The organism is Nocardioides conyzicola (genome assembly GCF_039543825.1).
GTDB classification, from domain to species: Bacteria; Actinomycetota; Actinomycetes; order Propionibacteriales; family Nocardioidaceae; genus Nocardioides; species Nocardioides conyzicola.
Map to the genome: position 1 here is coordinate 261,948 of NZ_BAABKM010000002.1, position 18,152 is coordinate 280,099.

The window sequence follows — 18,152 nt, forward strand, 5'->3', positions numbered from 1 at the left end:
GCACCAGGTTGATGAGAATAGTGTGAGCCCGTGCCGACGACTTCCACGGACTACACCGACGACCTGCGCCTCGCCCACGTCCTGGCCGACGACGCCGACTCGATCTCGGAGAGCCGGTTCAAGGCGCTCGACCTGCACGTGATGAGCAAGCCGGACCTGACGCCCGTCACCGACGCCGACCAGGCGGTCGAGGAGAGCATCCGCCGCACCCTCTCCCGGGCCCGCTCCCGCGACGCGATCACCGGCGAGGAGCAGGGCTCGACCGGGCACAGCCAGCGGCGGTGGATCATCGACCCGATCGACGGCACCAAGAACTTCGTCCGCGGCGTGCCCGTCTGGGCCACCCTGATCTCGCTCGCGGTCGACGACGAGGTCGTGCTCGGCGTCGTCTCCGCACCGCTGCTGCAGCGCCGGTGGTGGGCGTCGAAGGGCAACGGCGCGTGGACCGGCCGCTCGCTGCTCAAGGCGACGCGCTGCCAGGTCTCCGACGTACGCCGGCTCGAGGACGCCTCACTGTCCTACTCCTCGCTGTCCGGCTGGGACGAGCGGGACCGGCTCGACGACTTCGAGTCGCTGATGCGGCGCTGCTGGCGCACCCGGGCGTACGGCGACTTCTGGTCCTACATGCTGCTCGCCGAAGGGGCCGTCGACCTCGCCGCCGAGCCGGAGCTGCAGGTCTACGACATGGCGGCGCTCGACATCATCGTGCGCGAGGCGGGCGGCCGGTTCAGCTCGCTGGACGGCACCGACGGGCCCTTCGGCGGCAACGCGCTCGCGTCCAACGGGCACCTGCACGAGGCGGCGCTGTCGTTCCTCGGCTCGCTGCCCGATGACGACGACGACCCCGACTCGCGTCGCCAGGGGCCGGGCTCGGTCTCCGACCTGCGGTCGCACCGGCGCGACTGACCCCTTACATGTGAGCCCCGTCACGGCTACCGTCGAAGCATGCGCATCGGTGACGTGCTCAACGCCAAGACCAGTCACGAGGTCGTGACGATCACTCCCGACGCCGGGGTGCGCGAGCTGGTGGCCAAGCTCGCCGAGCACAACGTCGGCGCCCTGATCGTGAGCTCCGACGGCTCCACGCTCGACGGGATCGTCAGCGAGCGGGACGTCGTCCGCCACCTCCACAACGACGGCACCGTTGTCAACAACACGGTCGCCGCGATCATGACCGCGGCGGTGGAGACCTGCGACCCGGACGCAGAAGTCGACGAGCTGATGAAGACCATGACCCAGCGCCGGATCCGGCACGTGCCGGTGGTCCACGACGGTCAGCTGGTCGGGATCATCAGCATCGGCGACGTGGTCAAGCACCGCATCGACCAGCTGGAGTTCGAGCGCGACCAGCTCGACAGCTACGTGCGCCAGACCTGAGCTGCTACTGGGGCGCGCTCTCCGCGAGGACGAGCGCCATGTCGTCGTTCATCTCCTGGCCGGCGTAGGCCAGCAGGTGGGCGACCAGGGCGTCGAGGGCCTCCTCGACGGTGCCCTCGCCGAGCTCGTCGGCGAAGTCGTCGAGCGGGAAGAACTCGCCGCTGCGGTCCCGCGCCTCGACCAGGCCGTCGGTGAAGAAGAGCATCCGGGCACCCGCGGGCCACGCGTGCTCGCTGAGTACCGGCTCGGAGCCCATGCCCAGGGGCACGGTGGGCTCGCCGGTGTCCATCTCCGAGGCACCGCCGCCGTCGACCATGATCGGCGGGTGGTGGCCGCAGTTGGCGAGGGTCACGCGGTCCTCCTGGAACTCGCCGACGATCGCGGTCACGAACTCCTCGGCGCCGAGCATCCGCGACAGCGTCTCGTCGATGCGCTTCGCGAGCGCGACCGGGTCGGGCTCGGAGAAGGCCGCCGCCCGGAAGGCGCCGAGCACGGTGGCCGCGGTCTGCACCGCCTCCAGGCCCTTGCCACGCACGTCGCCGACGATCACGCGCACGCCGTACGGCGTGGCCGCGACCTCGTAGAGGTCGCCGCCGACCAGCGCCTCGGCGCTGGCCGAGACGTAGCGTGCGGCGAGCCCCAGCGCGCCGATGGCGCTCGGCATCGAGCGCAGCACCGCCCGCTGCGCGGTCTCGGCGATCACGGTCATCCGCTGCAGCCGCGCCTCGCGGCGGTCGCGCAGCAGGGCGGACAGCACCGCGAGACCCGCGAGCGTCGCGCAGATGCTGACCCGGAACCAGTAGTCGAACGTGTACGGCACGCCGAGCCAGGTCCCGCCGAGCGCCGAGATGGCCACGGCGACCAGGGCGACGAGCCCGGTGCGGTCGGCCCGGGTCATGAACGAGGCGACGATCGGCGCGGCGACCATCGCGGTCGTCAGCTGGATGTCCCACGAGACCGAGATGAAGGAGAGCGCCGCCAGCACGCTGAAGCCGCTGACGAGCCCGAGATCCAGACGGCCCGAGCGTGGGAGGGGGTTCACCCCGGAAGTCTGTCAGCACCGGTGTCGCGGCGAACGGGTTATCCCCATCCCTGTGAGCCAGTACACCCGATCGGGTGAGGCCGGACCTTGGCTAGGGTGGACGCCATGGACAAGCCCGAGATCGACTTCCCCGACTTCGAACCGCCCGCCGACCTCGTGGTCACCGAGATCACCGAGGGCGGGGGCGACGAGGCCGCCGCCGGCTCGACCGTCTCCGTGCACTACGTGGGCGTCGCGCACTCCACCGGTGAGGAGTTCGACGCGTCGTACAACCGCGGCACCCCGCTGCAGTTCCGCCTCGGCGCCGGCCAGGTCATCGCCGGCTGGGACCAGGGCGTGCAGGGCATGAAGGTCGGCGGCCGCCGCCAGCTCGTCATCCCCCCGCACCTCGGGTACGGCGACCGCGGCGCGGGCGGCGTCATCAAGCCCGGCGAGACGCTGATCTTCGTCGTGGACCTGCTGTCGGTCGGCTGACCTACCAGGGCAGCCCGTCGTCCGCGCTCTCGTCGGCGACGCGCGCGGACTGCGGGCCGAGGGTGACCACGTCACCCATCACGAGCTGACGCCCCCGGCGGGTCTCGACCTCGCCGTTGACGGTCACCTGCCCGTCCTGGATCACCGGCTTGGCCTCGGCCCCGCTCTCCACCAGGTTGGCGAGCTTGAGGAACTGACCCAGCCGGATCGACTGGTCGCGGATGGCTACGTCGTACGGCTCGGACATGCGGTCATTGTGCTCCGCAACCGTCGAGTGACGTGAAACGGCCCTCAGGACAGCTCCTGGAGGGCCGATCCGCGTCACTCGACGATGACCGCTCAGCTGATCAGCACCGACACCGTGTGGATGAGCACGCCGACCAGGCCACCCACGATGGTGCCGTTGATCCGGATGAACTGGAGGTCGCGGCCGACCTGGAGCTCGATCCGGCGGGAGGCCTCCTTGCCGTCCCAGCGGTCGACGGTGGCGGTGATGATGGCGGTCACCTCGCTGCCGTAGCGCTCCACCGCGTAGACGGCGGCGTCCGCGGCGAGGCCGTCGAAGCGCGCGCGGAGGGCGGGGTCCGCGACGACGCGCTCGGCGAAGGCGGTCGTCTCGGCGACCAGCCGGGTGCGGAGCGGGCCGTCCGCGTCGGCGAGAGACGCCTGGAGGCTGCTCCGCAGGGCGTTCCAGAGCGAGACGCCGGAGGCGACGACCTGCGGCTGGTCGAGCAGTCGGGCCTTGAGCCGTTCGGTGCGCTGCTGGGTGTCCGGGTCGTGCAGGAGGTCGTCGGCGAGCTTGGCCAGCATCGAGTCGAGCGCGACCCGGGCGTGGTGGCGCGGCTCGTCGCGGATGTCGTCGACCCAGGCGACCAGCTCGCGGTGCAGCCGGGTGATGACGGCGTCGTTGAGGCGGGTCGGCGCCCACCAGGGGGCCCGCTCCCCCAGGATCTCGGCCACGACCTCGGGGTTGGCCACCAGCCACCCGTGCAGCTCGTCGAGGGCGAGGTCCACGAGCCCGTGGTGCAGGTCGTCGCGGACCGTCTCCTCGAGCAGGCTGCCGATCAGCGGCGAGATCGGCTCGGCGTGGAAGCGCGGCACCAGCACGTCGCGCACCAGCTCCTCGACGTGGTCCTCGCGGATCCGGCCCAGCGCGTCCCCGACGACCTCCGCGACCTCGTCGACGGCCCTGCGTGCGTGCTCGGGCACGGCGAGCCAGCGGCCCACCCGCAGCGAGATCGTCGCCGAGCTCACGCGCTCGCGGATGATCGCCTCCTGGAGGAAGTTCTCCCCTACGAACTCCTCCAACGACCGTCCCAGCTCGTCCTTGCGCTTCGGGATGAGTGCCGTGTGCGGGATGGGCAGGCCGAGCGGGTGCTTGAAGAGCGCGGTGACCGCGAACCAGTCCGCGATCGCACCGACCATCGATGCCTCCGCGCCGGCGTTCACGAAGCCCCAGAACCCGTCCTGGCCCCCCTCGACCACCAGGGTCACGACGTACACGACGGCGGCGAGCAGCAGCAGCCCCACGGCGAGCGAGCGCATCCGTCGCAGACCCTGCCGACGGCGTACGTCGGCCTCGGGATCGGGCGTGATCATCGTCAAGGTGGAAGCCATGTCCCCGCCATCCTTCCCCACGTCCGGTCGTGACAGACTTCTCGGCATGTCTCGCACGGTCATCACCTTCGGCACGTTCGACGTCTTCCACGTCGGACATCTCAAGGTGATCGAGCGCGCCGCAGCGCTCGGCGACCGCCTGGTCGTCGGGGTATCCGCTGACGAGCTGAACATGCGCAAGAAGGGCCGCGAGCCCGTCTTCAGCCAGTCGGAGCGGCTCGCGATCGTGGCCGCGCTGAAGGCGGTCGACGAGGTGTTCGTCGAGGAGAGCCTGGAGCTCAAGCGCGAGTACATCCAGCAGTACGGCGCCGACGTGCTCGTCATGGGCGACGACTGGGAGGGCCGGTTCGACGAGTTCCGCGACATCTGCGAGGTCGTCTACCTGACCCGCACCCCGGCGATCTCCACGACGGCCCTGATCGAGAAGATCTCGGCCGGCAGCTGAGCGGCCCATCCAGACCGCCCCGAAATGGCCCAGCGCGGGCCGTCCCGGCGGCCCTACGTTGGCCCACGTGACCACCTCGCTGACCCCCGACCCGATCACCGCCGACGACCCCGTCACCCACGGGGGGCTCGGCGTCTCGCAGGGCGCGGCGCTGACCCTCGGGGCCGTCCTCGGCACCGGCGTGATCTCCCTGCCCGGGCTGGCCGCCCAGGAGGCCGGGCCGGCCTCGCTGGTGGCCTGGCTGGTGCTGGTCCTGCTGTCGATACCGCTGGCGACGACCTTCGCCGCCCTGGGCGCCCGGTACCCCGACGGCGGCGGCGTCGCGACGTACGCCCGCCGCGCCTTCGGCAGCCGCGCCGCCACCGTGACCGGCTGGTGCTTCTACTTCGCGATCCCGCTGGGCGCCCCGGCGGCCGCGGGCTTCGCCGGTGCGTACGTCGCCGACAGCCTCGGGGGCGGCCGGCAGACCCAGCTGCTCACGTCCGGGGTGCTGATCGGCACCGTTGCGATCATGAACTGGTACGGCATCCGGATCTCCGGCCGCGTCCAGCTGGTCATCGCCGCCGCGCTCGCCGCGCTGCTGATGGTGGCCACCCTGGTCTCGCTCCCCCACGCGAGCACCGCCAACCTGACGCCGTTCGCGCCCCACGGCTGGTCCGCGATCGCGCCGGCCATGGCGCTGCTGATCTGGGCGTTCGCCGGGTGGGAGGTCGTGACGTCGCTGTCGTCGGAGTACCGCAACCCCGCGCGCGACATCACCCGTGCCACCGCGATCGCCCTGGTCGTGATGGGCGTGATGTACCTCGGCGTCGCGTTCGCGACCGTGGCGGTGCTCGGTGACGACAGCAGCAACGCGCCGCTCTCCGACCTGCTGGTGCTGGGCTTCGGCGAGCCGGCGCGGGCGGTGACCACCGTGGTCGCGGTGCTGCTCTCGCTCGGCGCGATGAACGCCTACTTCGCCGGCAGCGCCCGGCTCGGCGCCGCGCTGGGCCGCGACGGCTCGCTCCCGGGGTGGTTCGCCCGTGGCTCGACGGCCGGGGAGGTCCCGCGCCGGTCGCTGGCCGTCGTCACCGCCGGTTCGCTGCTCACCCTGCTCGGCGTCGCGCTGACCGGGGTCGCGATCGAGCGGACCATGCTGCTGGTGACGGGGGCTTTCGCGCTGGTCTACGTCGTCGGCACGGCGGCCGCGTTGCGGCTGCTGCCGCGCGGCACGTGGGTGCGCCGCGGCGCGATGGTCGCCTTCGCGTCCTCGTTGCTGCTGCTCGGCCTGATGGGCAAGAACCTGCTCCCGCAGCTCGTCGTCGGGGTGGCCGCCCTCATCTGGATGGCGCGCGACGCGCGACGTGTCGAGCCACCAGCGCCAACCCCGGCGTGATCGACGCCGGGCGCAGCGCCCCGTAGCCCAGCACCAGGCCCACCCGCCTGCCGGGACCGACGGCGTACGCCGAGAGCGCGTCGAGCGCGACGCCGTCCGCACGGCAGGCCCGGGCGACCGCCCCGTCGTCGACCGTCGGGTCGGCGAACACCGCGGTCAGGTGCAGCCCGGCAGCCGACGGCACCACGGTCAGCACGTCGCCGAGCTGCCGGTCGAGCTCGGTGCGCAGCAGGTCGCGGCGCTCGGCGTACACCGCGCGGGCGCGCTTGACGTGGGTCGCGAACAGGCCGTCGGCGATGAACCGGGCCAGGGCCGCCTCGCCGGCGGGGTCGCCGTAGCCGTCGGCGAGCTGACGCGCGCCACGCAACGCGTCCCGCAACGACGGGGGCACGACGACGTACCCCGCCCTCAGCGCGGGGACCAGGGTCTTGGAGTAGGTGCCGAGGTAGAGCACGCGGCCGTGCCGGTCGAGCGCGTGGAGGGTCTCGAGCGGCCCCTCGACGAACCGGAACTCGCTGTCGTAGTCGTCCTCGACGATCGCGATGCCCTGCCGGTCGGCCAGGTCGAGCAGCGCCTCGCGGCGACGCCGCGAGAGGGGCGGGCCGTGGGGGAACTGGTGCGACGGCGTCGTGTAGACCACCCGCGCCTCGGCGGGCACCTCGTCGACGACCAGCCCCTCGTCGTCGACCCGGACGGGGACGACCCGCGCGCCGTGCGAGGCGAAGACCTCCCGGGCCTGGGGGTAGCCCGGGTCCTCGACGACCACGACGTCGCCCGGTGCGACCAGCACCCGCGCGATCAGGTCGAGCGCCTGCTGGGTGCCGTGGGTGACCACGATGTCGTCGGCGTCGGCGGTCACACCGCGGTTGAGGCCGATGCAGCGCGCGATCGCGGACCGGAGCTCGGGGTGGCCGCCCGGCGCGGCGTACGTGCCGGGGCTGTGCGCACCCGCCCGCACCTCGGCGTTGAGCAGACGGCGCCACGCGTCGAAGGGGAAGAGGGACGCGTCGGGGATGCCGACCCGGAAGTCGTACGCCGGCGCCGCGCTCTGGCCGCTGACCTGGGTCGGCACGTAGGTCCAGCCGGCCCGTGGTGTGAGCACGCCGGCCCGCCCCGCCCTCGGCGCAGGCGTCGCCAGGTCGGCGACGAAGGTGCCGGCGCCCACCCGCGACTGGAAGAACCCCTCGGCGACGAGCCGCTCGTAGGCCTGCGCGACGGTGTTGCGCGAGACCCCCAGGTCCTGCGCCAGCGCGCGCGTCGGGGGGAGCCGGTCGCCGGGCGTGAGCCGGCCGACCCGCACCGCCTCCAGCAGCGCGCGGTAGATCGCGCTCGCCCGGTCCCCACGCTCGCTCAGGTCCACCGCCAGGTCCACGAGGCAGACTCTCCCAGAGGCCACCGACAGCGGTGCTGGACAACCGTCCCGGGTGCCTGCGCGTCCTCACCTGCATGCGCACCTACGCGGCAGCTCCCGCCCTGCTCACCCTCGCCCTGCTGGCCGGGTGCGGCGGGAGCGACGGGAGCGCGCCGCCCTTCGCGGCCGGCACCGGGCCCGACGACGGCGGCCACGGCTCGGGCAACGGGCTCGCCCTGACCGGCGTACGCACCACGCACGAGTCCGACTTCGACCGCATCGTCTTCGAGCTCGGCGGCACCGGGACGCCCGGCTGGCGGGCGGAGTACACCGCCCACCCCGTCTACGAGGGCTCGGGCAACCCGGTGACGCTGCGCGGCACGACGTACCTCTCCGTCAACCTGCGCGGGCTCGGCCTCCCGCCCGACACCGGCGTCGTGCCGTACGGCGACGACAGCACGCGCGTCCCCGGCGCCGACGGCTCCGGGATCGTCGAGATCGCACCCGGCGGCGTCTTCGAGGGCGAGCAGCAGGCGTACGTCCGCCTGGCGGGCGCCCAGCGGCCGTTCCGCGTCTTCGCGCTCACCGATCCCACCCGGGTGGTCGTGGACGTCGCCGACCGGTGAGGAACCAGCGGCGGGATGAAGGCGCTCCAGCCTAGCACCTGCGGTGGAAGGTGACCTTGCCGTCGGGTTGGTGGGTCGTCTCGTAGGTCGGGTCGTGGGCTCGTGCGTGGTGTCGGGGGCAGAGGAGGCCGCCGTTTGAGAGGTCGGTGTTGCCGTCGTCTGCCCAGCGGGTCCAGTGGTGTCCGTGGCACATCCAGGGTGGCCAGTCGCACCCGTCGGCGAGGCAGCCGCCGTCCCTGATGCCCAGGGCGGTCAGCTGGGCCTTGGTGAAGAAGCGTCTGGCTCTGCCGACGTCGAGGACCTCGCTCTTGCCGTTGAGGACGACGGGGAGGATCCGGGCGGTGCAGGCGAGACGTCGGACCTGGCGGGGGCTGATGCGTTCGCCGGTGTCGAGGACACCCGCCTTGTTCAGCTTGCCGGTCAGCACGTCGAGGTCGATGTGGATGACGATGGTGGCGTCGGTGCCGCCGACCTGGGGCAGGTCCTTGGCACTGATGCGTTCGATGAGCTCGGCGAATGCGCGGCCCATCCGCTTGGGTCCCGGGCGGCGTTCGACGCCGGGTCCGTGGGTGGCGGCCTGGTGCTTGGGTGCGGCGATCGCGAGGAGCATCTTCTTGAGCATCGCGGCCTGCACGGTCGGGAGGGTGAACCGGGCGTGGGTCTTGCCGTGGCCGTCGTCGGTCATGGTGAGCCGGGTCGCTTGGGCGGCTTTGGCTTCCTCCTTCTCGAGGAGGTCGGCCTCGTGCTGGTCCGCGAGGTCCGGGGCGACGACCTCGAGGAGCCGGCGGCCGAGGATCCGCAACGTCTTCGCGTCGTGCTCAGCAGCGGCATCGACGAGATGCTTCTCCGCGCGGATCACCAGATCCGGGTCCAGATCGGCGGGAAGCTCCTTGACCGCCCGGACGATCACGACCGCCTGCTCCGGGCGGAGGCCGCCGGCGGCGAGCGCGTCCCGGATCACGTCGTGGGTGTCCAGGTCGTAGCCGAGGTGCACCACACCCGCCGCGGCGGACCGGGTCATCCGGGTCTGGTGCGCCAACCAGGTCGCGGTCGACGTCGCACCGACATCGGCGCCGACCTGCAGCTCGTCGGCGTGCCGCGCAACCCGGGCCCGGAGCTCCACGACCTGCGCCTCCAGCTTCGTCAGCTCCAGCAGAGTCGACGCTGCTTCGCCAGAGGACATGGACCACACCGACGCATCCACCACGGCATCGGCAACACCGCGCATCCGCACGGTCGCCGTCGCCACCTGGTGGTGGGGTGTGGTCATCGCTGTCATGCGACTAGCCAAGCACTGCCCACCGACAGTCAGAGGCCTCAGAACGCCTTATCCACAGGGTTCCAGGTCACGAAACGATCACGATCCTCCCTGAGGGAGGCGGTCGGCTTTCTGGGGTTTCGAGACGGGCCTGGCGGCCCTCCTCAACCACCGGTGGGGCTACCGGAAGGCCGGGAGGCGACGCCGACCCGAGCGCGCCCTACCCGCGTAACTGCCTATCGGCGGCCGACCCGGACGGACCCGCAACCCGCTGACAGTCGGAGCGAGGTTTCGAGGCCCGGCGCTGGCGCGCCTCTCACCTCATCCACCGGCGACCACCACGAAGACCCCCTAGGGTCGGCACATGCCGACCCGGTCCCTCCGCCCACTGGCGTACGCAGCACTCACGGCGGTGGCCTCGATCGGGCTGCTGGTCCTCGCGATCGGCAACGGCTGGCTGGGGCCGGACGTGGGGCGCGGCGCGAACTTCTGCGAGGCGGCGCGCGACGGGTGGGTGAAGCAACGGGCCAACTCCTACTCCAACATCGGGTTCGTCGTGGCCGGTCTGCTGGTGGCGTGGCGGGCGGGCCGGCGCGACCAGCTGGGTGACGTCCTCCCGACGCACGGCGGGCTCGCGACGGCGTACGCCTGCGTGGTGGTCGTCCTCGGCCCGGCGAGCGCGGCGATGCACGCGACCCAGGCGGAGCGAGGTGGGGACTTCGACCTGCTGAGCATGTACCTCGTCGCGGCGTTCGCGGCCGCCTACGCGCTGATGCGCTGGTACCGGCAGGGACAGGTGCTCTTCGCCCAGCTCTTCCTGCTCTTCGTCGCGGCGTGCGAGCTGGTCGGGCTGTACGACGGGCGGGTGCCCGTCGTGGACCAGGCGGGCAACGTCGCCTTCGCGGCGCTGCTGCTCACGGCGGTCGTGCTGGAGGTACGGCTCTGGCTCCGGGCCGGACGCTCCCCCGAGGCCGTGCCGCGGACCGACCTGCGCTGGGGCGCGGCCTCGCTCGCGGCCATCCTCGTCGCCTTCACGATCTGGAACGTCACCAAGTCGCTGTGGTGCGACCCGCACTCCCTGCTCCAGGGACACGCCGCCTGGCACCTGCTCGACGCCCTTTCGGCGTACCTGCTGTTCCGCCTGTGGACAAGCGAGATCGCTCGTCCGGGTGAGCCCGGGTAAAGAAACCCAGCGGGACCCACACCGTCCGCTATTGCGGTGCTAGACCAGTGCCAGCAAGAACGGACCGTAGCTCGGACGGGCCTGCACGACACAGGGAGAGTCGCTGCATGTGACCCGCATGCCGCGCTGGGGTGGCGGTCGTCCGAGCATGTGCGCGCGCTCTCCGAAGGGTGCCCCAGTGGGGGCAACAACGAGAGGTACGCACCCAGAATGTCCAAGCAACTCCTGCTCGCACTCGGCGCCGGTGGCGCCGTCACCGCAGCCGTCGTCGCGTCGGCCGCCAGCATCGGATCGGTCAACTCGACCGACCTCGGAGCCGGCACCACGGTCGTCGCCAGCTGCGACTCCAGCATCGACGTCGACTACACCACGTCGTACGACAGCACCGAGGGCGGCTACAAGGTCGCGACGATCACCCTGTCCGGCCTCGCCGCCGCCTGCATCGGCCAGGACGTCACTGTCACCGTGAAGGGTCCGGGCGCCTCCAGCAACGCCTCCCTGGACGAGGTCGACGGCACGGTGGCGAGCGACAGCGGAACCCCCGCTGCCGCGGTGAACCTGGAGCTGACCCCCAGCACGACCGTGATGGCCGCGGACGTCACCGGGCTGGCTGTCGTCATCTCCGGCTGACCCCGGCCGACCCACCGCGTGGTCGAGCTGGAGATCCGGACCAGGCGGCGCAGACCGTGGCTGCGCCGCCTCTTCAGCCTGCTCAGATGGTCCGGCACATTGCTCGTCCTGGTGCTGGCGATCCCCACCCCGTGGGGACCGCCGCACCTCGGGGTCACGGTCGTCTCGGGGCAGTCGATGCTGCCCACCTACGACCCGCAGGAGCTCGTCGTCACCTGGCGGGCCGACGACTACCCGGTCGGGACCCCGATCGTCTACGGCATCCCGGCCGGCCAGGCCGGTGCCGGCCTCAACGTCGTGCACCGCGTGGTGGACACCGGGCCCGACGGCACCCACATCACCCAGGGCGACAACAACGACCATGTCGACCCGTGGCACCCGCGCAACAGCGACATCCGCGGCAAGGTCGTCGTCCACGTCCCGCAGGGCGGCAGGATGCTGCGGATCCTCGGCTCACCGCTGATCCTCGCCGTCCTCGCCGGGATCATGACGGCCGCCGCCGTGCTCAAGCGGAAGGACGACGAGGACCCTCCCGACGACAGCTGGCGCGGACCGCGCAGGCGCAAGCGTCACCGTCGCAACACCCCGAGGGTGATGCCGATCGCGTCCCGCGCCGTGGCCCTCGCCGCGGTCACCGGACTCGTGGTCACGGCGGTTCCAGCACGGGCCGCCGACCTCGGCGACATCGAGGCCGCCGACCTCTTCGCGAGCACGACGGCCGCGTCGGTCGCCCAGAACCCCGTCTCCTACCAGCAGACCCTCACGAGCGAGACCGCGACGTCGTACTGCGCGACGGTGGTGGTGACCAACCACTCCGCCCAGGCGGTGCAGTGGGAGGTCAGCCTCAACATCTCCCAGGCGCCGTACAACGCCACGACGATCGCGTCGTCGTACAACGCCACGACCGTCAGCTTCAGTGCGACCGTGTGGCGCGTCCGCGGCGTCGACTGGAACGCCGCACTGGGCGCCGGCCAGTCCTACACCTGGGGCTACTGCGCCAACCGGCCGGCAGGCAGCCTGACCGACGCCAACGCCTCTGTCAGCGTCACCAGCTCCGACCCGCAGTCGTACTGCGCGACGGTCACCGTGTCGACGGCCGCCGTCAACTGGGTCCACTGGAAGGTCACCATCGGGCACAGCACGTCCGGCGTCACCGACCCGGTCTACTGGCTGGCGGCCGCGCCCACCAACATCAACAACTCCGCGACCGTCTCCTTCGACGCCGGCACCGGCACCTGGGTGGTCCAGGGCAGCGGCAGCAACGAGTACGTGAAGTCGGGCACCGACGCGACGTTCGGCTACTGCGCGCCGACCGCCGCAGCGGCGCCGTACACGGACGTGACCCCCACCGTGACCCTCAGCAACCAGGACTCGACGAGCTACTGCGCGGACGTCACGGTCTCCACGACCTCCACCACGTGGATCAAGTGGCGCGCGACGATCGACCACACCACGCCCAACCTCACCGCCGCGGTCTACTGGCTCAACGCGGCGCCCACCGACCTCACCAACGTCTCGTCGGTCGGCTTCAGCGCCACGACCGGCGCCTGGCAGGCCGGGGGCGTCGCCTTCAACAAGCTGATCAAGGCCGGTACGCCGGCGAGCTGGCGCTTCTGCGCGCCCAAGAACACGACCGGCGACATCTACACCGACGCGACCGTGAGCGTCTCCATCGCCAGCGACTGGGGTGCCGGCTACTGCACCAACGTCACGGTCTCGACGACCTCGACCGACTGGATCACCTGGCGCGGGACGATCGACCACACCACCCCTGGAGTCTCCGCGTCCAGCTACTGGCTGACCTCGATCCCGTCGAGCTACTACGGGGTCGAGTCCATCTCCTTCACGGCCGGCACCGGCACGTGGACGTTCAAGGGGCTGTCCTACAACTCGCAGATCAAGGCCGGCAGCCCGGTCACCTTCGGCTACTGCAAGTAGCCGTCAGTAGAAGCTGTAGCGGGCCAGCGGCTCGACCAGCTGGCTCTCCTCGTAGGACAGGTGCGAGGTCATCGTGTCCGAGAGGAGGTCCACCGCCTCCCGCAGCCGCGCCAGGCCGTCCGGCTCGGACACGACCGCGACCAGCGCTCGGTCGACCCCGTCGAGGACCCCCGCGATCACGTGGTGCTCCTCCTCGAGCCGGTCGATGACCGGCACCAGGCCGGCGTCGCTGGCGCGCAGGTGCGGGAACATCGACGTGTCCTCGATGGTGTGGTGCGTCGTCACGACCCGGCAGTAGGACTGGCAGTAGGCGCCGAGCGCCCAGTCGTTCTGCCGCATCGTCATCGTGTTGATCAGCGACCGGGCCGCGCCCGCGTCGAGCGTCCCGGCCTCGACCTGGGAGATCAGGTCGAAGAGCTGCTCGAGCTCCGAGCGCAGGTGGTCGTGCACGTCGACGAGGTGCTGACCCGTGGCCCGCTCCTGGGCCGACCAGGCCAGCGGCGGGTGCGGGGAGTCGTACGTCGGACGGGTCGACTCGTCCCAGGGCGACACGCCGCTCCGGCGTACGCCGTCATCGACCGTCGGTCGAACGGCGTCGCCGGATCGCACCTCGACCGGCTGCGGTCCCGCGGGGCGTGGCGACCCCGCCCGCTCGGCCGCCACCAGATCGCGGACGGCCGGAGCGACGTCGGTGCCGAACCGCTGGATGGTGGCCGGGTCGTCGCCGGCCACGATGAACGTGCTCGTCCCGTGGGTCAGGGTCAGCTCGGCCAGCCACTCCGGCCAGCCCGGGTCGCCGGACGGGTTGACGTTGTAGAGGCGCCGCACCTGCGCCGGGGTCCGACCGGCGGCGAGCGCGGCCTCGTCGATGCGCGCGTTGCGCTCGGCCAGCTGCTCGGGCGGGACGTAGGACTGGCTCGGCAGCCAGCCGTCACCGACCCGACCGGTCAGGGCCAGCATCCGCGGCCCGATCGCGCCGACCCAGATCTCGACGTCGTGCAGGGGCGCGGGGCCGGCGCGCCAGGTCTGCTTGATGATCTCGATGCCGTCGTCGAGCGCGGCCAGGGCCTCCCCCGGCGTACGACGCGGTCCGCCGGCGGCGACGATCGCGTCCCAGAAGGCGCCGGCGCCGATGCCGAGCTCGACCCGGCCGCGGCTCAGGACGTCGAGGCTCGCGACCGTCTTCGCGAGGACGTACGGCGGCCGCAGCGGCAGGTTGCTGACGTTGGTGGTGACCCGCAGCGACGACGAGCGGGCCAGGATCGTGGCGATCAGCGCCCAGGCGTCGAGGAAGCGTGCCTGGTAGGGGTGGTCCTGGATCGTCGCGAGCTCGAGCCCGGCCGCCTCCGTGAGCAACGCGAGCTCCACGACCCGGTCGGCGCCAGCGGCGTCCGGGGTGAGGAAGGTGCCGAACTGGAGTTCCTGGCCGTAGTCGGGCATGACCCCATTGTGTCGGTCACGTGCGCGGCCGCCGCAGCCGGACGACCAGTGGCGCGAGCACGAGGGCGACGAGCGCGGCCACGCCGATGCCGAGCGCCGTCTCGAGGACCCGCTCCCAGAAGCGCGAGCGGGCATCCTCCGGGTCGGTGGCGAGGAGCAGGACGAACACCAGGAACGTCGTGTACGCCGGGGTCAGGTACCAGCGACTGGCAGCCGTTGCGGTGGCCGCCACGACGACCAGCGCGATCGCGGCGCCGAAGACCCAGGCCGGGGCGTCGGTCGCGACCAGGCCGATGGCCAGCAGCGCGCCGACCACTACGTCGGCGATCCGGTCCACCGACCGCATCCGCTGCACGTCCGGCACCGGACGCATCACGATCAGCCCGGCGATCACCGGCCAGCCGACGTGCTCGAGGTCGAGCCCGAACCCGATCGCCGCGCAGACCGCGCCCGTCGTACCCGCGAGGAGGCCGAACCGCGCCATCACGGCGCGGGTCGGGGCCGGAGGCGCTGCCGCAGCCGATGCCGGAGGTCGCTCGGGCCAGCACGTCGCAACCAGGAGCGCCCAGGTCGAGCCGAGGACGAGGGTCAGGCCCAGGTCCCAGGAGCTCCGGACCCCGGGGTAGCTCAGGCCCGCTCCCATCAGGGGCAGGCACAGGCTCAGCACCAGCGCACCCGCGGGCTGGTCCGCGGCGACCCGTCCTGCGAGCACGGCGACCACGAAGAGGCCGGCGACCGCGAGCGGGGGCCAGACCGCCAGCGCGGACCCCAGCACGATCGAGGCGCCCGCGAGGTAGCCGACCACGGCGGCCCGCAGCCTCCCACGACGTCGCGGCGCCAACGGCAGGATCCCGGCCGGGATGACCCCGACCGCCAGCAGCGCCGCGAGCTGGACGTCGTGCACGGCGACGGCCGCGGCCGGGAGCGCCAGGAGGAGCCCGCGGAGTGCGCCCGCTCCCTCCCACCTGACGGCAGGCGGGGCGGAGGAGGGAGCCGTCGTCACGATCGCGACGCTAGGTCCACGCCATTGTCGGGGAGTCACCCGACGCGGGTGAGACATCGCGGTCCGTAGGGTTGCGGCCATGAGCACGAAGAGATCCGCCTGGCTCAGCTGGACCACCCTCGCCCCCGTCGCCGCCCTCGTGGTGCTGGCGCTCGCGTGGGGCCGCCACCCGGGCACGGTGGCGGCGGTCGCGGTCGGGATCTTCCTGATCGGCGCCGTGCTGTCCGCCGTGCACCACGCCGAGGTGGTCGCGCACCGGGTCGGCGAGCCCTTCGGCTCGCTGCTGCTCGCGGTCGCCGTCACGGTCATCGAGGTGGCGCTGATCGTGACGCTGATGGTCGGCGGCAGCGGCGACACGTCCGCCCTGGCCAGGGACACCGTCTTCGCCGCCGTGATGATCACGCTCAACGGCATCGTCGGGCTGTCCCTGCTCATCGGCGCGGTGCGCTACCGGATGGCGGTCTTCAACCCCGAGGGAGCCGGCTCCGCACTGATGACCGTCGTGGCGCTCGCGACCCTGACGCTGGTGCTGCCCCGCTTCACGACGTCCCACCCGGGGCCGGAGTTCTCCTCCGCCCAGCTCACCTTCGCCGCCGTGGCCTCGCTGGGTCTCTACGGCATCTTCGTCTTCACCCAGACCGTCAAGCACCGCGACTTCTTCCTCCCGGTCTCGACCGGCCCGGGCTCCGGCTCCGTGGACCGCCCGGTCGACGGGCCGGTCGACCTGGACGGCGACGGGCACGCGGACCCCCCGAGCGACCGGGCCGCGCTGGCCAGCCTGGCGCTCCTGCTCCTCGGCCTGGTCGCCGTGGTCGGGCTGGCCAAGGTCGAGTCCTACCCGATCGAGGACGGCGTCGACTTCCTCGGCTTCCCGCACTCGTTCGTCGGTGTCGTCATCGCCCTGCTCGTGCTGCTGCCGGAGTCCATCGCGGCCGGCCGGGCCGCCGCGCGCAACCGGGTGCAGACCAGTCTCAACCTCGCCTACGGCTCGGCGATGGCGAGCATCGGCTTGACGATCCCCGCCATTGCGATCGCCTCGATCTGGCTGGACGGCCCGCTGGTGCTCGGCCTCGAGCCGACCCAGATGGTGCTGCTGCTGGTGTCGGTGATCGTCTCGGTCCTCACCGTCGTGCCCGGCCGGTCGAAGTCGCTGCAGGGGTTCGTGCACCTGTCCCTGCTGGCGGCCTTCGTCTTCCTGGCCATCAACCCGTAGCGGAGTCGCCGCTGGGTCGTCAGGATCGGACGAGCACCCGAGGAGCGGTGCCGAGCCGAGCCGCGGGAGCGGCGTTGGCGCGCAGGTGGATGTTCTGGAGCAGCCCGATCGCCAGCATGCCGGCGAACATCGAGCTGCCGCCGTACGACACGAACGGGAGAGGTACGCCGGTCACCGGCATGATCCCCAGGCACATCCCGATGTTCTGGAAGGCCTGGAAGCCGAACCAGCAGGCGATGCCGGCCGCGGCCAGCCGCCCGAAGACGTCGTCGGTGCGGACCGCGATCGCGAGCGCCCGCCAGATCACCACCGCGAGCAGCGCGATCAGCACGCCCGCGCCGATCAGGCCGAGCTCCTCCCCCGCGACCGTGAAGACGAAGTCGGTGTGCTGCTCGGGGACGAACCCCGCGCGCGTCTGGGAGCCGCTGAAGAGGCCCTCGCCGGTCAGCCCGCCGCTGCCGATCGCGATGCGCGCCTGCTCGACGTTGTAGCCGGCGCCGCGCGGGTCGAGGTCGGGGTTGGTGAACGCGAGGAAGCGCTCGATCTGGTACTGCTTCAGGAAGCCGCCGGCCACCGCGGCGACCGCGGCGGTCACGCCGCCGGCGGCGAGCAGCGCGAGCCAGCGGCGCGGGGCACCCGAGACGGCGACGACGCCCAGCACGGTCGCGGAGAGCACCAGCATCGTGCCCAGGTCGGGCTGCAGCAGGATCAGCACGGTGGGCACGCCGGCGATCACCAGCATCCCGACGACGTCGCCGACGCTGCCGCCGGCGCGACCCCGCCGTGCGTCGGCGCGCTCGGCCACCCACAGCGCCATGCCGACGACCACCGCGAGCTTGGCGAACTCCGACGGCTGGATCGACATGCCGCCGAGCTGCAGCCAGGACTGGGACCCGTTGACGGTGCTGCCCATGGCCAGCACCAGCACCAGCCCGACGACGGAGCCGAGGTAGACGAGGGGGGCGATGATCCGCACCCACCGGTGGTCGGTGGCCAGCACCAGGACCATGAGCACGAGCCCGATGACGACGTTGACGAGCTGCTTGCGCAGGTACGCCGTGGTGTCGCCGCCGGTGAGGTCCTCGCGGTGGCTGGTCGCCGACCACACGAGCAGCGTGCCGAGCGTGACCAGCGCCAGGACGGCCAGCGTCAGGATCCAGTCGAGCCGGGGCACCTTCAT

General features: G+C 72.1%; 18 protein-coding genes. 10 read left to right on the forward strand and 8 right to left on the reverse strand.

Features of this window, described 5'->3' with window-relative positions:
- Positions 1-30: 30 nt before the first annotated feature.
- Positions 31-906 (forward strand): histidinol-phosphatase, encoded by an 876-nt coding sequence (hisN, locus tag ABEA34_RS04255; protein ID WP_345519590.1) that lies wholly within the window; start codon positions 31-33, stop codon positions 904-906.
- A 39-nt stretch (positions 907-945) separates the two neighbouring features.
- Positions 946-1,377 carry a CBS domain-containing protein gene (locus ABEA34_RS04260; protein ID WP_345519591.1) on the forward strand — a complete coding sequence of 144 codons (432 nt, stop codon included), beginning with the start codon at positions 946-948 and terminating at the stop codon, positions 1,375-1,377.
- A gap of 4 nt (positions 1,378-1,381) precedes the next feature.
- Here the strand turns inward: ABEA34_RS04260 and ABEA34_RS04265 are convergent, their stop codons facing one another.
- Positions 1,382-2,419 (reverse strand): PP2C family protein-serine/threonine phosphatase, encoded by a 1,038-nt coding sequence (locus ABEA34_RS04265; RefSeq protein ID WP_345519592.1) that lies wholly within the window; start codon positions 2,417-2,419, stop codon positions 1,382-1,384.
- Between the two features lie 105 nt (positions 2,420-2,524).
- Here ABEA34_RS04265 and ABEA34_RS04270 point away from each other — a divergent pair, with 105 nt between their 5' ends.
- The gene (locus ABEA34_RS04270; RefSeq protein ID WP_345519593.1) at positions 2,525-2,893 is read left to right on the forward strand and encodes an FKBP-type peptidyl-prolyl cis-trans isomerase; all 369 of its coding nucleotides are present in this window, start codon (positions 2,525-2,527) and stop codon (positions 2,891-2,893) included.
- A gap of 1 nt (position 2,894) precedes the next feature.
- Here the strand turns inward: ABEA34_RS04270 and ABEA34_RS04275 are convergent, their stop codons facing one another.
- Complete coding sequence (locus ABEA34_RS04275) at positions 2,895-3,140, reverse strand: RNA-binding S4 domain-containing protein (RefSeq protein WP_345519594.1); 246 nt, start codon at positions 3,138-3,140, stop codon at positions 2,895-2,897.
- 92 nt (positions 3,141-3,232) lie between these two features.
- Entirely contained in the window at positions 3,233-4,510 is a 1,278-nt protein-coding gene (locus tag ABEA34_RS04280) for a DUF445 domain-containing protein (RefSeq protein ID WP_345519596.1), read from the reverse strand.
- 46 nt (positions 4,511-4,556) lie between these two features.
- Here ABEA34_RS04280 and ABEA34_RS04285 point away from each other — a divergent pair, with 46 nt between their 5' ends.
- Together ABEA34_RS04285 and ABEA34_RS04290 are read left to right on the forward strand one after the other, a co-directional pair.
- Positions 4,557-4,955: an FAD synthase family protein gene (locus ABEA34_RS04285; protein WP_345519598.1), complete on the forward strand. Its 399-nt coding sequence runs from the start codon at positions 4,557-4,559 to the stop codon at positions 4,953-4,955.
- A gap of 67 nt (positions 4,956-5,022) precedes the next feature.
- Positions 5,023-6,330 (forward strand): APC family permease, encoded by a 1,308-nt coding sequence (locus tag ABEA34_RS04290; protein WP_345519600.1) that lies wholly within the window; start codon positions 5,023-5,025, stop codon positions 6,328-6,330.
- On the opposite strand, the gene pdxR is transcribed toward ABEA34_RS04290, so the two are convergent.
- Positions 6,272-7,702 carry a MocR-like pyridoxine biosynthesis transcription factor PdxR gene (pdxR, locus tag ABEA34_RS04295; RefSeq protein WP_345519602.1) on the reverse strand — a complete coding sequence of 477 codons (1,431 nt, stop codon included), beginning with the start codon at positions 7,700-7,702 and terminating at the stop codon, positions 6,272-6,274. The genes ABEA34_RS04290 and pdxR overlap by 59 nt on opposite strands.
- Positions 7,703-7,776: 74 nt before the next feature.
- Between pdxR and ABEA34_RS04300 the strand changes: the two genes are divergently transcribed.
- Positions 7,777-8,307 (forward strand): AMIN-like domain-containing (lipo)protein, encoded by a 531-nt coding sequence (locus ABEA34_RS04300; RefSeq protein WP_345519603.1) that lies wholly within the window; start codon positions 7,777-7,779, stop codon positions 8,305-8,307.
- A 31-nt stretch (positions 8,308-8,338) separates the two neighbouring features.
- Here ABEA34_RS04300 and ABEA34_RS04305 read toward each other — a convergent pair whose 3' ends face one another.
- Complete coding sequence (locus ABEA34_RS04305) at positions 8,339-9,586, reverse strand: HNH endonuclease signature motif containing protein (RefSeq protein ID WP_345519604.1); 1,248 nt, start codon at positions 9,584-9,586, stop codon at positions 8,339-8,341.
- A 343-nt stretch (positions 9,587-9,929) separates the two neighbouring features.
- Here ABEA34_RS04305 and ABEA34_RS04310 point away from each other — a divergent pair, with 343 nt between their 5' ends.
- From ABEA34_RS04310 to ABEA34_RS04320, 3 genes are all read left to right on the forward strand, one after another.
- Positions 9,930-10,748 (forward strand): ceramidase domain-containing protein, encoded by an 819-nt coding sequence (locus tag ABEA34_RS04310; RefSeq protein WP_345519605.1) that lies wholly within the window; start codon positions 9,930-9,932, stop codon positions 10,746-10,748.
- A gap of 210 nt (positions 10,749-10,958) precedes the next feature.
- Positions 10,959-11,378 carry a hypothetical protein gene (locus ABEA34_RS04315; RefSeq protein ID WP_345519607.1) on the forward strand — a complete coding sequence of 140 codons (420 nt, stop codon included), beginning with the start codon at positions 10,959-10,961 and terminating at the stop codon, positions 11,376-11,378.
- 18 nt (positions 11,379-11,396) lie between these two features.
- Complete coding sequence (locus tag ABEA34_RS04320) at positions 11,397-13,316, forward strand: cellulose binding domain-containing protein (RefSeq protein ID WP_345519609.1); 1,920 nt, start codon at positions 11,397-11,399, stop codon at positions 13,314-13,316.
- A gap of 3 nt (positions 13,317-13,319) precedes the next feature.
- Here the strand turns inward: ABEA34_RS04320 and ABEA34_RS04325 are convergent, their stop codons facing one another.
- Complete coding sequence (locus ABEA34_RS04325; RefSeq protein ID WP_345519611.1) at positions 13,320-14,756, reverse strand: LLM class flavin-dependent oxidoreductase; 1,437 nt, start codon at positions 14,754-14,756, stop codon at positions 13,320-13,322.
- Positions 14,757-14,772: 16 nt separating this feature from the next.
- Complete coding sequence (locus ABEA34_RS04330) at positions 14,773-15,759, reverse strand: FUSC family protein (RefSeq protein WP_345519613.1); 987 nt, start codon at positions 15,757-15,759, stop codon at positions 14,773-14,775.
- Positions 15,760-15,838: 79 nt separating this feature from the next.
- Between ABEA34_RS04330 and ABEA34_RS04335 the strand changes: the two genes are divergently transcribed.
- Positions 15,839-16,972 carry a calcium:cation antiporter gene (locus ABEA34_RS04335; RefSeq protein WP_345519615.1) on the forward strand — a complete coding sequence of 378 codons (1,134 nt, stop codon included), beginning with the start codon at positions 15,839-15,841 and terminating at the stop codon, positions 16,970-16,972.
- Positions 16,973-16,991: 19 nt separating this feature from the next.
- Here ABEA34_RS04335 and rodA read toward each other — a convergent pair whose 3' ends face one another.
- A complete protein-coding gene (gene rodA / locus ABEA34_RS04340) occupies positions 16,992-18,152 on the reverse strand; it encodes a rod shape-determining protein RodA (RefSeq protein WP_345519617.1) in 1,161 nt (386 codons plus the stop codon).